Origin of the sequence: Corynebacterium sp. KPL4015 (assembly GCF_040225725.1) — a bacterium.
GTDB lineage: Bacteria > Actinomycetota > Actinomycetes > Mycobacteriales > Mycobacteriaceae > Corynebacterium > Corynebacterium rhinophilum.
In genome coordinates this window covers 100,364-113,162 of sequence record NZ_JBEHGF010000005.1, presented here as the reverse complement: position 1 = coordinate 113,162, position 12,799 = coordinate 100,364, and the positions used below count along the sequence as shown (strand labels likewise).

The following is a 12,799-nucleotide window of genomic DNA, read 5'->3' as shown; positions in this document are numbered from 1 at the left end:
AGTTCGGCGGATTAAGCATCAATCAACGCCGACGCAAGCTGCTACTCTGAATAGTCCTAAAAAATGTCCGCATCCCCTTTTGCTACTTAACCCGCATTCAGCTCCACAAGGCATAAATAAAGGCCCTGGCCAGAAATTAATCTGGTCAGGGCTCGGAAGTTGGTAGCGGGGGCAGGATTCGAACCTACGACCTCTGGGTTATGAGCCCAGCGAGCTACCGAGCTGCTCCACCCCGCGTCGAGATGACTTCCATCATCTGCGCTTGAACAGTGCAGTAATACTTAACGTATTCGCTCTGTCCCGGCGACTTCTGTAACTATACAGACAGGAAGGCACCTACCCAAATCCCCTGGGTAGGTGCCTTATTTCCTGAGTTTCGAGTGTAAGAAGTTGGAGGTTTTAGCCTTCGGACTTCTGGTAGGACTCGACGGCCTTATCCAACTCATCTAGGGCGCGGCCGTACTCTTCGAAGGAACCGTCGCGGGCATCCTCTAGGCCCTTCAGAGCCTTGTTGATGTCATCGATAGCGCCTGCTTCATCGGAGGAGCGAGGGGCCGAAGCCGGAGTCGATTCCTCAGAAGACTCCTTCTTCTCGTCCTTCTTATCCGCAGAAGAGCTGTCTTTGTCGGCATCGTCGTCGCCGGAATCGCCCTCAATCTCTTCGATGTCCTGGGCGGACTTAGCGTCGATTCCCACCTGCTCAAGGGCATCACCGATAGTCGGTGCGTAGCCCACGCGGCCCTTGTAGGACACGAGCACGCGCAGCAGCTTCGGGAAGGCGGAGGCCTGATCCTTGCGCTGCGAGTAAATCGGTTCGAGGTAGAGAATCTCGCCGCCACCGACCGGCAAGGCCAGCAGGTTACCGTTGTGCAGGTCGTTGGTGCCCTCCCACAGGGTGCGGTCGCGGGCAACCTGGTCAGAAGACATCATGGCGTCCTGCGCCTGCTTCGGACCCTGGGTCTGCGTATTGGTTGGCAGTACGCGCACGGTGATATCGCCGTAGGTATCCGGATCAGAAGATACCGCCATGTGTGCGGACAGGAACTCACGGTTCAAGCCACGGTACGAGGTAGTCAGCTGGAAGCTCGGCTCGCCGGTCTCTGGATCAGCAGCCATCACGTAGTACGGCGGCTGGTTCAGGTCGCGGGATTCCTCAGCGGTCGGGTCATTCGGTACGGACCAGAAGGCGTCGTTATTGAAGAAGACGTTCGGATCATCAACGTGGTAGCGGGCCAAGAGGTCACGCTGCACCTTGAACATATCCTCCGGGTAGCGGAAGTGCTCGCGCAGCTCATCGGAGATCTCCGATTCCGGCTTCACCACATCCGGGAAGACACCTTCCCATGCCTTGAGCACGGGGTCTTCCTTGTCAAACTCGTAGAGGTCCACGCTGCCGTCATAGGCATCCACGGTCGCCTTCACGGAGTTGCGGATATAGCCCACCTGGTCATTAACCAAGCGCTGGGTGGTGCCATCGGGGTTGAGGGCGTCCTGGGTGGCATCGGAAAGCGAAGCGCGCTGCGAGTATGGCAGGGAGTCCAGGGTGGTGTAGCCATCAACGATCCACTTCAGGTGGCCGTCAATAACGGCCGGGTAGGTAGCGGAATCGGTGGTCAACCATGGGGCCACCTTCTCCACGCGCTCGCGGGGGTCGCGGTCATAGAGCAGCTTGGATTCGCTGCCCACGCGATCCGAAAGCAGGAAGTTCAGCTCGCGGTACTTAGCGGCATACATGGTGCGGTCAAAGAGATTGCCAATCTCAACGCCACCGTCACCGTCATAGGTGTAGTTGGTGCTATCGGTGTCGTACTCCACTGGATTCTCGCCGGTGGTACCGGTAATGGCGTAGTCCAAGTTATCAGCAGCGCCTGCGATGACCGGGCCGTAGTAAATGCGGGGCTGGTCTACCTTGATGCCCAAGGACTTCTCAGCGTCTTGGGTCTCGCCCTCGCCCTCAGACTCGCCGGCCTGGGTCTGCAAGTCAGAAACGGTGAAGATGGGGTAACCACCGCGGGCGGAACCGGCATCGCGGGCAACCTCATCGACGGTATTAGCCTGCGCGGCTACGAAGCCATTGCCGTGGGTATATACGGTGTGGCGGTTAATCCAGTCGGACTGGTTTTCGCGCAGCTCGTTCGGGTCCAGCTCGCGGGCCGCAACGACGAAGTCGCGCATCTTGCCGTCGATTTCGTAGCGGTCCATAGACAGCGTTTCTGGGAATCCGTAGAAGTTCTTCAGCTGCTGCATCTGGGTAAACGTCGGCGACAAAATCTCTGGATCCAGCAGGCGCAGGTTATTGATGGTGGCGTTATCGGAGGCAACCTTGTCATCCGATACGTCATCGCCGCCCCAGTTTTCCTTGTAGTCCACGTGGTCATCGGTAAGCCCATAGGCATACCGCGTGGCCTCGATATTGCGGGCGATGGACTCGTTTTCCTTGGCCTGGCGGTTTGGCTGGACCGAGAAACGCTCCATCAGCAGCGGCCATGCCTGGCCGATGATCAGGGAGGACGCGAGCATGAGCACGACGGCGAGGCCAGGAATGCGCAGGTCCTTAATGACGATGGCCATAAAGAGCGCAATGGCGACGAAGACGCCGATAATCATCAAGATGATCTTGGCGGGCAGGTAGGCGTGGATATCCGTGTAGGAACCACCGGTAAACAGGTCGTGCTCGGAATACAGCAGCCCGTAGCGCTCCAGCCAGTAGCCGGCGACCTGGGCCACCATCCACAGCCCGGCTGTAATGGCCAGCTGCAGGCGCGCCGAGCGGGAGATAGAGCCGCGCACTCCCGCAGCCTTATTGCCAATGCGGATTCCACCCAAGATGTAGTGGCCGAACAGAGCAATGAGGAAGGCGAGCACGAGCAGGATGGACAAGGTGCTGACCACAATCTGCAGCACGGGCAGGCTGAAGGCATAAAAGCCCAAGTCGTGGTGGAATTGGGGGTCCTGCACGCCAAAGTCCTGGCCGTTGAGGAATAGCATCACATCGCGCCAGTGGGATTGGCCAATAAAGCCTGCGATGATACCCACGATGGCCGGGATGACCTTGAAAAGCACGCCCATGGATTTCTCAATGGACTGGCGGTACTGATAGACCGGCGAATTCAGATCCCCCACATCCAGGGAATCAGGGCGTCCGCGCCAAGCAAAGAACCCGGCTGCCCACACCACTGCGGCTGCAACGAGTCCGAAGATGATAAAGAGGACTATGCGCGCAATAATCGCAGTGGTGAAAACGCTGCGGTAATCAATGGAGCCAAACCACCTCCAATCCGTGTACATGCCCACGAGCATGGGGCCGAAGAATAAGAGGACGGCAATGATGGCCGCAATAATTGCCGCGACCTTAGGAGGCCGCTTCAATGGGGCGGCTGGTGTGGATGACCCTAGGGACAACGCCAGCTCCAATCAAATAGTGCGAATATTAAACATGTAGACTTTTCCCAGTTTAAGGAATCAATACCCAGATAACGAATAAGGATGCCTATGAGTTCCCCCGAATTATCACAGCCAGCTTTAAACCGCGCTATGACGGAGGCCGTGGATTTCGTCCACGCTGAAGGTTGGGACGCCCGCCCCACCATCTTCGCGCTTGTTCCCACCCACCTAGTGGCGGACCAGCTAGCGGCCATGGATGAGGAAACCGCGTCCCCGCTGACCCTTATCGTGCAAGACAACGTCCCGGAAAACATCGAGCCAGGCTCCGAGGAATTGGCTGATTACGTCTCCCGCTTGGCCTGGCCGCGCGAGGTCGCAGGCGCCATCTTGGCCCAGGAGATCAAATTCCGGGATACCTCCAGCGAGGACCCCTCCCCTCGCCCGGCGCGCCTGTATTCGGGTGCCCTGCGCGAGGAAGGAATTGAGACCACCTTGCTGCAGCTGCGGCCCACCGAAGAAGAGCTAGAGGCAGCAGGTCCCTTTGCTGAGGACGATATTCAGCTCCGCGGCGGCCCGCAGGTGGCCCCTGGCGTGATCGCCGCTTTGCGCTATGGCCTCAACCAGGATCCGGATGAACTAGACTAAGTGGCAATTAAGCCCGCAACCAAGGAGTTCTATACAGTGCGACGCCTTTCCTTCTCCCGCCGTTCTTCTGCCCGTACCGCTACCGCGGCGGCGCTACTAGGGCTCAGCGTGGCTGCGGCAAGTTGTTCCTCCGGTGCCGATGCGCCTGACGATGCCCCCGTAGAGACCACCTCTGCGGCCACCACCACAGCCTCTGAGAACGACGAGGAGTCCGCGGCATCGAGCACCGAATCCTCTACGGAGTCAGAATCAGCAGCCAAGGATGAGGACGAGGCTTCCGAAGAAAGCACCACCCGCGAGCCGAGCGCTAGCAGTGAGCTGGATAAGTCGGTGGCCAAGGTCTATGACGTTTATAAGTCGCTGGCGCCCAAGGACCTATTCGCCCAGTTTGAGCGCTGCGATTCCACCGGCGGGGATTCTTCCTACAATTGCTCCGGCCCTAAGGTGGGGCAATTCCAATTCTTTAAGTCCCACTCCAAGGCCTCCCAGACCACCCAAGTCCTTACGGAGTTGCGCAGCTCCCATGCCATCGAGGACGATGGCGATCGCGTCGTCGGCTGGTCTACGTTGGGCACCACCGCGGTTATCACCGTGGTGGATAATAAGGAAGGCTTGGTCATGCAACAGATGATTTCTTCTGACCAAGTGGACCCGGAGGAAAAGATCAAGGAATTGGGCCTAGTAAAGGACTAGGCCTCGGCCTTATTAGCTTTTATTAGCTGCATTCCTTGACGTCTTTGCCCGCTGCAAAGTCCTTCATAGCCGCCACGGCATCGTCGAGGTTTTCTACCTGCGCAATGGTCATATCGCCGTGGTCGCTGCCGGCCGCTGCAGAACAGTTGTCCTTGGGCGCCAAGAAGAGCTCGGCGCCAGCATCGTGCGCGGCGGCGATTTTATGCTCGATGCCACCAATCGGCCCGACCTTGCTATCGGCCTGAATGGTCCCGGTGCCGGCCACGAAGGTACCGCCGGTTAAGTCTTCATCACTGAGCTTGTCGATGACCGCCAGGGTAAACATCATGCCCGCTGACGGCCCGCCGATATCCTGCAGGTTATAGTTCACCGAAATATCGTCCTTGGGCTGCGATAGCATGGCGATTCCCAGCAGCGCCTTGCCCTTATCGTGCGGGTTTTCGCCCAATTCAATTTCTTCGCTGAGGTCTTTGTCCCCGCGAGTGACGCTGATTTTTACCTTATCGCCAGGGCTTTTGTCCTTGATAATGTCTTGGACCTCGCTCGGCTCGGTGACCTCGGTGCCATCGACGGCGGTGATGACATCGTCCTTTTTAAGGTGTTCCGCGGCGGCGCCGTCCTCGATGACCTCGGCCACGGTGATTTTGACCGGCAGGTGCAAATAGTCCATCGCCGCAATGGTTGCTGCGGATTCAGATTGGGTAAAGGCCTGCTTATTGGATTCTTGGACCTCTTCATCGGTCATATTCTGCGGAATGACGGTATCGATGGGCACCAAAGTGTCATCGGTAAGCGCCCAGCGCCCCAGCGCCTGCGCCAAGGTCATATTGGTGCGCACGGACACGGTGGTCATATTGAGGTGCCCACTGGGCTCATAGGTCTTTGGCGCCTGCACATCAACGACTTGGGTGCCATCAACCTCGCCCAGCGTATCCACGGTAGGGCCAGGGCCTTCGGCGGCATAAGGAACGGTCAGCGAGACATCGGTGCCCGGGATATGGTCAAGCGATACCAACGCACCGGTAAGCACAACGGGGATGGCACCCCAGGCGATGGTGCGGACGCGACGGCTAGCAGGAGAATTCACGAAGCAATAGCCTACAACCTTTGGCGTACTGTTCGCTGTCAGCGTTGCTGTGATCATGGAAACTTTCCGCACGGTGCCGGTAGATTGGAGCGCATGAGCAACGGATTCGGTTTTTCTTTCCCAAATAACGATGACGACGATAATGACGGCCGTCGTGACCAGAACCCGTTCGGCGCATTCGGCGGCGGTAACGGTGGCGGCCTCGGAGACATGCTGAACCAGTTCGGTCAGATGCTATCCGGCATGGGTTCGTCCATGAACTCGCCCCAGAACTCCGGGCCGGTCAATTACGACATGGCCAAGCGCATCGCCCTGCAGCAGATCCCCAAGTCAAAGAGCATCAGCGCGGAAGATTCCAAGGCAGTAGAGGAATCGGTGCGCTTGGCGGAGCTGTGGCTTGACGATGCCTCCATTCTCCCCACCGCTTCCGGCGCCACGCAGGCATGGGATTCCAAGCAGTGGCTGGAAGAAACCATGCCTGCTTGGGAGCGCATGGTCACCCCGGTGGCCCAGCACATGAACGATGCCCAGCTGGAGTCCATGCCGGAAGAGGCCCGCGAAATGATGGGCCCAATGACCAAGATGATGGGCCAAATGTCCAGCATGAATTTCGGTATGCAGCTAGGCCACGCCTTGGGCGATCTGGCCACCCAGGCACTAACTGGCTCCGATTTCGGTCTGCCCATCGCCCCAGCCAATACGGTGGCGCTTTTGCCGCATACCATTCAGAAGGTCGCGCGCGAGCTCAACGTTCCTGGCCAGGAGGTATTGGTCTACATCGCCGCGCGGGAGGCCGCCCGCCAGCGCCTATTCAAGCACGTGCCGTGGCTGGTAGAGCGCATCGTGTCCTCCGTGGAGGAATACGCCATCGGTTTGGTCATTGATACCTCCCACATTGAAGAGCTTGCCCGCGAGCTCAACCTAGAATCCGGCGATCCGCAGGCCATTCAAGAGGCAATGAGCAAGCTGCAGGGAATGGACCTCTCCCCGCGCATTACCTCCAAGAACACCGCTGCCGCATCAAGGCTAGAAACCCTGCTGGCCTTGGTTGAGGGCTGGGCCGAGCACGTCGTAAGCGAGGCCTTGGGCGATCGCATCCCCTCTACCGCCAAGCTCACTGAGGCCTGGGCGCACCGCCGCAGCACCGGCGGGTCTGCCGAGCAGGCTTTCAGCAAGGTCGTGGGCATCGAGCTCAACGCCCCCAAGGTGACCGAGGCCGCCGAGCTGTGGCGCCGCGCCACCGTTGCCGTGGGTGCAGAGAAGCGCGATAAGGCCTGGGACCACCCAGACTTCCTGCCCACCGCAGAGCACCTCGATAACCCGGCCGCCTTCATCGATTCCCTCTTGGATGACGAGCCGGATGAGGGCTTCGAGGAAGAATTTGCAAAGCTCGAGGAGATGCTCAAAAACGGCGAGGACTCCGAAAACAAGTCCGAAGAGGACAAGGATTCTGCAGAGGACCAGGATTCCAAGGGCAGCGACGACGGTGACGACAGCGACGAGAGCACCGATAAGGACAACGGCAGCGAGGATAAGTAGCTCGCGTTAACCGCCCCAGCGCTGGTAGGCCTCGAGGTAGCCCTTGGCCCGCTCGGCGTGGGGTGCTCTATCGGCCCACTGCCAGAATTCGCGCCCATGGCGCGGGATGAAGGTATGGGTCAACTCATGGATGATGACCGAATCCAACACATAATCCGGCACCTGCTGTAGCCGGTTGCTCAGCCGGATATCCGCGGTGGAGGTAGTACAACTACCCCACCGCGTATTTTGATTGCTCACCCACCGGATGGACCCAATCCAGGCTCGCCCTTCCAGGTACTGTGCGTTGAGCTGTTCGGCGCGCTGAAGGAGCGCCGCATCGGTCTTCGCCGCACCACCGGTCTTCTTTTCTAAGCGCGCGAGCATGTCCTGTACCGCCTCGTTTTCCTCACGGGCGGACATCCAGGCAGGAATGCGCACTTCCAATACCCCGGCCACCATGCGCGCCTGCACCGACTTTCGCCGCCGCGCAGAACGGATAACCTTGACCTCAGGGTGGTTACTTCCTGGTGGTTGCGTGCTCGACATGACAGGCCATTGTACCTGTGGTGCAATGGACGCACATGCGGCGCTTTGCCGTATTCGGGGTGCTCGAGGGGATTCGGGGGAAGCAATGACTGCCTCACAAGGCACGACTCAACTTGTGACATTGGCGCCAGGGTGCGGCGTATTTTGCCGCGAGGATTCCGTGGTGCAATTCGGAATGGATGCCACCCGGGTGGCGGTGGCGGAAACGGGCAATGCGCCGGGTATAGCGCGCGCTTTAGCCACCGCCCATCAGCCGGTCGACTCTTCCGACTTGGCGGCGCGGTTGGAAGCGGCCGGCTTGGATAGCGCTGCCGCCAGTAGCCTTATCGATGATGCCCTAGCCTATGGCATCCTCTGGCCGCAGCCACCGCATCCCAAGAAGCCTGAAACCATCATCATGCTGGGTGAATCCCCGCTCGCTGTGGAGCTGCGCACCCGCTTGACGGCAGATGGATACACGGTGCGCATCCCCCTTGATGAAGACAATATCTTTTCCTATACCCACGACCTCGATGGGCTTTTTACGGTACTTGGCATCGACCAGCTCCACTGCCCCATCGATTGCGCCAATGCGCTTGCCGGCACCCAGACGACCTGGTTGCCGATTTCCTTACTAGATAACCGCGGCATCATCGGGCCCCTGCGCGTAGAAGGGCAAGGCCCCTGCCCGCTGTGCGTTCACTTATTTCGCGTGGATGCGGATCCGCAGTGGAGCACCATTGCTTCCCAGCTCACCAGCGTGCGCAGGCAGCCAGAAAAACTAGTCATCGATGCCGTAGCGACCCAAGCACAGGTGGTGATTCGCCGCTTAAGCAAGCGCCCCTTACCACCAGGCGCGCCCACGGCCTTCCCACGACCGGGGCAGCAATGGGAGGTAGACGTCTACGGCCGCCACCAGCAACGCACGGCCATCGCCCATCCGCGATGCCCGGTGTGCTTCGGCGGCAAGGTCAACCTGGCTACAGCCGCACAGAGCTAATGACCTCCAGGATTTGCTCGCCGTAGCGCTCCAACTTATTGGGCCCTATTCCGGAAATGGACAGCAGCTCCGCCTCATCTGCCGGCAGCTCTTCCGAGATGGCTTGCAGCGTGGCATCCGTAAAGATGACATAGGCCGGAACCTTTTCCTCACGGGCCACCTGCGCGCGCCACGAGCGCAGGGCGGAAAAGACCTCGTCATCGCCATTGCCCTCACAGTCTTCATGCCGGCCAATGACCTTTTCCGCCGGGGTCTCTAAAACCCCGCTGCATACGCGGCAGCGCTTCGGGCGGCGGGAGCGGCCACTCCCTGCAGAAGATTCCACGCCGGGCGCGATGCCGTCGAGAAAGCGGGTGCGTTCCCGGGAGGCTCGCGAACCGGCGGTCTTCGCCAATGCCCACGACAGGGCCAGGTGCTCGCGGGCGCGGGTAATGCCTACATAAAACAGGCGGCGTTCTTCCTCAATCTGCTCATCGCCCGCCTTAATGGCGTGGTTGATGGGCATGAGTTTTTCGCTCAGCCCGACGAGGAAGACGGCGTCCCATTCCAAGCCCTTCGCCGCGTGCACCGTAGCGAGGGTCACGCCCTCCATGGCGGGGGCTTGCTTATCGGTGGAGCGGCGCCGCAGCTCACCCAGCACCCCATTGAGATCGATGCCCGGGGTGGATTCCACGATCTTCTCGATCAACCCCACCAGCGCGTTCAGCGATTGCCAGCGCTCGCGGGCCTGCGCGCCCTGCGGTTCGGTGGCACTGAGCCCAAGCTCCACGAAGGCGGCCCGCGCAATCGCCACGGGGTCCTCCGGCAAATCATCGCGGCGCGTGGCGGCGATGAGCACGCGAATGGCCTCCAGAATCTCCGGGCGGCGGAAGAAACCTTCACCGCCGCGGACTTGGTAGACCACTCCGGCATCGGCAAGCGCCTGCTCGAACTGTTCCGACTGGGCGTTAATGCGGTACAAGATGGCAATTTCTGAAGCCGGCACACCCTGATTGAGCAGTGTCAGCACCTGCCCAGCCACCTCCTGCGCCTCATTTTCCTCGGACTCGTAGGCCTTGAACGTCGGCTCCGGCCCGGGCTCGCGCATGCCCTGCAGCTCCAAGCGGGTGCCCGCCGCGCGCCCCGTAGCCTTGCCGATGACCCGGTTCGCCAAATCCGTTACCTGCGGCGTGGAACGATAGTCGCGCTGCAGCTTGACGATGGTCCCGTCCGGATAGCTGCGCGAAAAATTCAGCAGGTACTCCGGAGATGCGCCATTAAAAGAATAGATGGTCTGATTGGCATCGCCCACCACGGTGAGATCATCGCGATCACCCAGCCAGGCGTTCAGCACGCGCTGCTGCAGGGGCGTGACGTCCTGGTACTCGTCAACGACGAAGGTGCGGTATTGCTCACGGAAGGTCTCCGCAATGGCTGGGACGTTTTCGATGGCACCGGCGATATGCATGAGCAGGTCATCGAAGTCCAGATGCATCATATCCGGCGTGGCTTTGGCCTTTTCGTAACGCCGGAAGGCCTCGGCCACCTTGGCGGCATCAGCCGGGGCGGTGCGATCCGTTTCCGCGATGACGCTCTCATAGTCCTCCGCGCTGACCAGTGCGGATTTCGCCCATTCGATTTCCGCCAGCACGTCACGGATCATGTCTTTGGAATTATCCAGCCCCACCGAGCGCACCGCGCGGGCTACCAACGGGAATTTATTATCCAAAAGCGTCCATGGCAGATCGCCTGCGACCTGCGGCCAGAAATACTTCAGCTGCCGCCGCGCGGCCGCGTGAAAGGTTTGGGCCTGCACGCCAGCAACACCCATCATGCGCAGGCGATCCCGCATTTCTCCCGCCGCACGCGCGGTAAAGGTCACGGCCAAAACTCGCTGGGGGTTTACGAACCCTTGATCCACCATGTTGGCGATGCGATAGGTAATGGTGCGGGTCTTACCGGTGCCCGCGCCCGCCAAAATGCACACCGGTCCGCGCGGGGCGGTGGCCGCGCGGCGCTGATCCTCATCCAGCAGGGACAAATCCGGCTTACTCACCGTGATACCACTCCATAATCATCGTGTGTGCGATAGAACCCGCGGTGGCCAGCGGAAGCTTAGGCAGCTCGGCGCGGGTCACCCAACGAATTTCTTCCAGTTCCCCATCAGTATGGCAGGTGGCCTGGACATCCGATGTCTCTGCGTGAAAGCCCAGCATAAGCGAGCCACTCGGCGGCCACGGCTGGGATCCCCAGTAACGAAGATTCTCAATGCGCCGCCCAGTTTCCTCCATGGTTTCGCGGGCAAAGGCGTCCTCAATGGTCTCGCCCGGCTCCACGTATCCAGCAATCAAAGAAAAGAAGTTATTGCGCCCGCGATTGCGCGCCAGCAAAATCTTCTCCTCGCCCTTGAGCTCAATAAGGCCAATGACCGCGGGGTCCAAGCGCGGGAATACCATGCGGCGCGAATCCTGCGGATCGCGGCCAACGATACCCGGCGTTGGATAGTCCAACGGTTGGCCTGTGCGTGGATCGAAGCGTTGCTCCAACCTGTTGCGGATCAAGGCAATCGCCTGCATGATAAGGGAATTATCGGCGAAAAAGGTCGCAGGTTGCAGCTGCCCTATCCCCCGTGCAATTGCTTCCGGGCAGGCAAAAACGTGCAGCGTGCCGATGTCCACCATCTCCGGAGTTCCCACACCTTCCGGCAATTCCTCCACCAACGCCGCGTCCCCACTCGCGGTGGCGGGCACTAGTCCCGTGTGCGTTACGGGCAAATACAATTAATCCTCCTCGTCATCATCTTGCACTTCCACGGGTTGTTCCAGATCGTGCTTGATATACAGCAGGCGGTCGCCCGGTTTCAGTGCGGAGGCATCAGCAGTATCGACGCGGTGGAGTTCGTTATTGCGCAGCACCGCGAGCACGATATCCGCCAGGTGGCGCGGGTTGGACCCGACCTCGAACTCGCGCACGGCGCGCTCAGATACCGAAAAGCCCTCATTAGGAGAAAGCAGGTCTTCCATCATTTCCACCACGGTGGGGGTCACGGTGGCAAGCCCCAGCAGGCGGCCGGCGGTCTCTGCGGACGTCACCACGGAATCGGCACCAGATTGGCGCAGAAGGTGGCGGTTTTCGGACTCGCGCACCGAGGCCACAATCTTGGCCTTGGGGGCAAGCTCGCGCACCGATAGGCAGCACAGCACCGCGGTATCGTCCGAGGACGGGGTGACCACTATGGAGCTCGCGTGCTCCACCCCGGCCACCTTAAGCACGTCCTGCTTGGTTCCCGAACCAAAGATGGTGACCAGGCCGTGGTGCTCCGCATGCGCCAGCGACGCGCGGTTATTATCGATGACCACGATCTGGGAGGTGGGTACGTCATCTGCCAAGAGCGCGGCGACTGCCCCGGCGCCCTTCGTTCCATAGCCAATAACGACGGTGTGGTTACGCAATTGTTTTCTCCAGTTCTGGATTTCAAAGGTGCGGCGGGCCTTGTCCGTCAGCACGGAGAGCGTCGCACCAACCAACAGCACAAGGAAGACGAGGCGGGCCGGGGTGATAAGTACGAGGTTAATAAACCGCGATTGCTCCGTAACGGGAACGATATCGCCATACCCCACTGTGGTCAGCGTGACGGCGGCATAGTAGGAGGAATCCAAAAGCGACATGTCCTCGCTATAGCCCTCGCCGTCCAAGTACACCACGACGGTGACGAAGATGAGTATGCCAAATGCCCACAGCGCGCGTTTGGCCAACTGGCGCCACGGGCTGGCATTTTGATCCTTGGGCACAGTGATGACATCAAGGAGCGCGTGATCAGGTTGCGAGGACAACTCGACTTGGGGCAAAAAGCGCTGTTTAATACGCCCTTTGAACACCTTCGCACGTTTTCTGGCCACTGGCCCAGCCTTCTTTTCTGGATCGATTTTTCATTCCGCCGGTTATACGGGGACGCAACTATCCAT

10 protein-coding genes and 1 tRNA gene are annotated in these 12,799 nt (G+C 59.9%); 4 read left to right on the top strand and 7 right to left on the bottom strand.

What is annotated here, in order from left to right; all coding sequences use genetic code 11:
* Positions 1–160 precede the first annotated feature (160 nt).
* Together ABRP64_RS03390 and ABRP64_RS03385 are read right to left on the bottom strand one after the other, a co-directional pair.
* Positions 161–237 (bottom strand) — tRNA-Met (locus tag ABRP64_RS03390).
* Positions 238–399: 162 nt separating this feature from the next.
* Entirely contained in the window at positions 400–3,369 is a 2,970-nt protein-coding gene (locus tag ABRP64_RS03385; RefSeq protein WP_296087853.1) for a UPF0182 family protein, read from the bottom strand.
* A gap of 123 nt (positions 3,370–3,492) precedes the next feature.
* Here ABRP64_RS03385 and ABRP64_RS03380 point away from each other — a divergent pair, with 123 nt between their 5' ends.
* Together ABRP64_RS03380 and ABRP64_RS03375 are read left to right on the top strand one after the other, a co-directional pair.
* The gene (locus ABRP64_RS03380) at positions 3,493–4,029 is read left to right on the top strand and encodes a PPA1309 family protein (RefSeq protein WP_284770000.1); all 537 of its coding nucleotides are present in this window, start codon (positions 3,493–3,495) and stop codon (positions 4,027–4,029) included.
* A gap of 36 nt (positions 4,030–4,065) precedes the next feature.
* Entirely contained in the window at positions 4,066–4,722 is a 657-nt protein-coding gene (locus ABRP64_RS03375; RefSeq protein ID WP_284770001.1) for a beta-N-acetylglucosaminidase, read from the top strand.
* A gap of 22 nt (positions 4,723–4,744) precedes the next feature.
* Here the strand turns inward: ABRP64_RS03375 and ABRP64_RS03370 are convergent, their stop codons facing one another.
* Positions 4,745–5,809, bottom strand: a complete 1,065-nt coding sequence (locus tag ABRP64_RS03370; protein WP_349865422.1) for a YlbL family protein — start codon at positions 5,807–5,809, stop codon at positions 4,745–4,747.
* Positions 5,810–5,902: 93 nt separating this feature from the next.
* Between ABRP64_RS03370 and ABRP64_RS03365 the strand changes: the two genes are divergently transcribed.
* Complete coding sequence (locus tag ABRP64_RS03365; RefSeq protein WP_349865420.1) at positions 5,903–7,348, top strand: zinc-dependent metalloprotease; 1,446 nt, start codon at positions 5,903–5,905, stop codon at positions 7,346–7,348.
* A 6-nt stretch (positions 7,349–7,354) separates the two neighbouring features.
* Here the strand turns inward: ABRP64_RS03365 and ABRP64_RS03360 are convergent, their stop codons facing one another.
* A complete protein-coding gene (locus ABRP64_RS03360; protein WP_296087839.1) occupies positions 7,355–7,876 on the bottom strand; it encodes a M48 family metallopeptidase in 522 nt (173 codons plus the stop codon).
* Between the two features lie 160 nt (positions 7,877–8,036).
* Here ABRP64_RS03360 and ABRP64_RS03355 point away from each other — a divergent pair, with 160 nt between their 5' ends.
* On the top strand, positions 8,037–8,855 hold the full coding sequence (locus ABRP64_RS03355; protein WP_349865418.1) for a hypothetical protein: 819 nt from the start codon (positions 8,037–8,039) through the stop codon (positions 8,853–8,855).
* Here ABRP64_RS03355 and ABRP64_RS03350 read toward each other — a convergent pair.
* Genes ABRP64_RS03350 through ABRP64_RS03340 form a run of 3 tightly spaced genes read right to left on the bottom strand, consistent with a single transcriptional unit; the run spans position 8,836 to position 12,733 of the window.
* Positions 8,836–10,890, bottom strand: coding sequence for an ATP-dependent DNA helicase UvrD2 (locus ABRP64_RS03350; RefSeq protein ID WP_349865417.1), 2,055 nt, complete (start codon positions 10,888–10,890; stop codon positions 8,836–8,838). The genes ABRP64_RS03355 and ABRP64_RS03350 overlap by 20 nt on opposite strands.
* Positions 10,883–11,614 carry an NAD(+) diphosphatase gene (locus tag ABRP64_RS03345; RefSeq protein ID WP_284781742.1) on the bottom strand — a complete coding sequence of 244 codons (732 nt, stop codon included), beginning with the start codon at positions 11,612–11,614 and terminating at the stop codon, positions 10,883–10,885. The genes ABRP64_RS03350 and ABRP64_RS03345 overlap by 8 nt, the downstream gene beginning before the upstream one ends.
* The gene (locus ABRP64_RS03340) at positions 11,615–12,733 is read right to left on the bottom strand and encodes a potassium channel family protein (RefSeq protein ID WP_284770008.1); all 1,119 of its coding nucleotides are present in this window, start codon (positions 12,731–12,733) and stop codon (positions 11,615–11,617) included.
* Positions 12,734–12,799: the final 66 nt, after the last annotated feature.

What these genes read in the sequence shown, in the direction of transcription:
- ABRP64_RS03360 (WP_296087839.1), bottom strand. Translation starts at nt 7,876, where the DNA reads ATGTCGAGCACGCAACCACCAGGAAGTAACCACCCTGAGGTCAAGGTT.
- ABRP64_RS03380 (WP_284770000.1), top strand. Translation starts at nt 3,493, where the DNA reads ATGAGTTCCCCCGAATTATCACAGCCAGCTTTAAACCGCGCTATGACG.
- ABRP64_RS03365 (WP_349865420.1), top strand. Translation starts at nt 5,903, where the DNA reads ATGAGCAACGGATTCGGTTTTTCTTTCCCAAATAACGATGACGACGAT.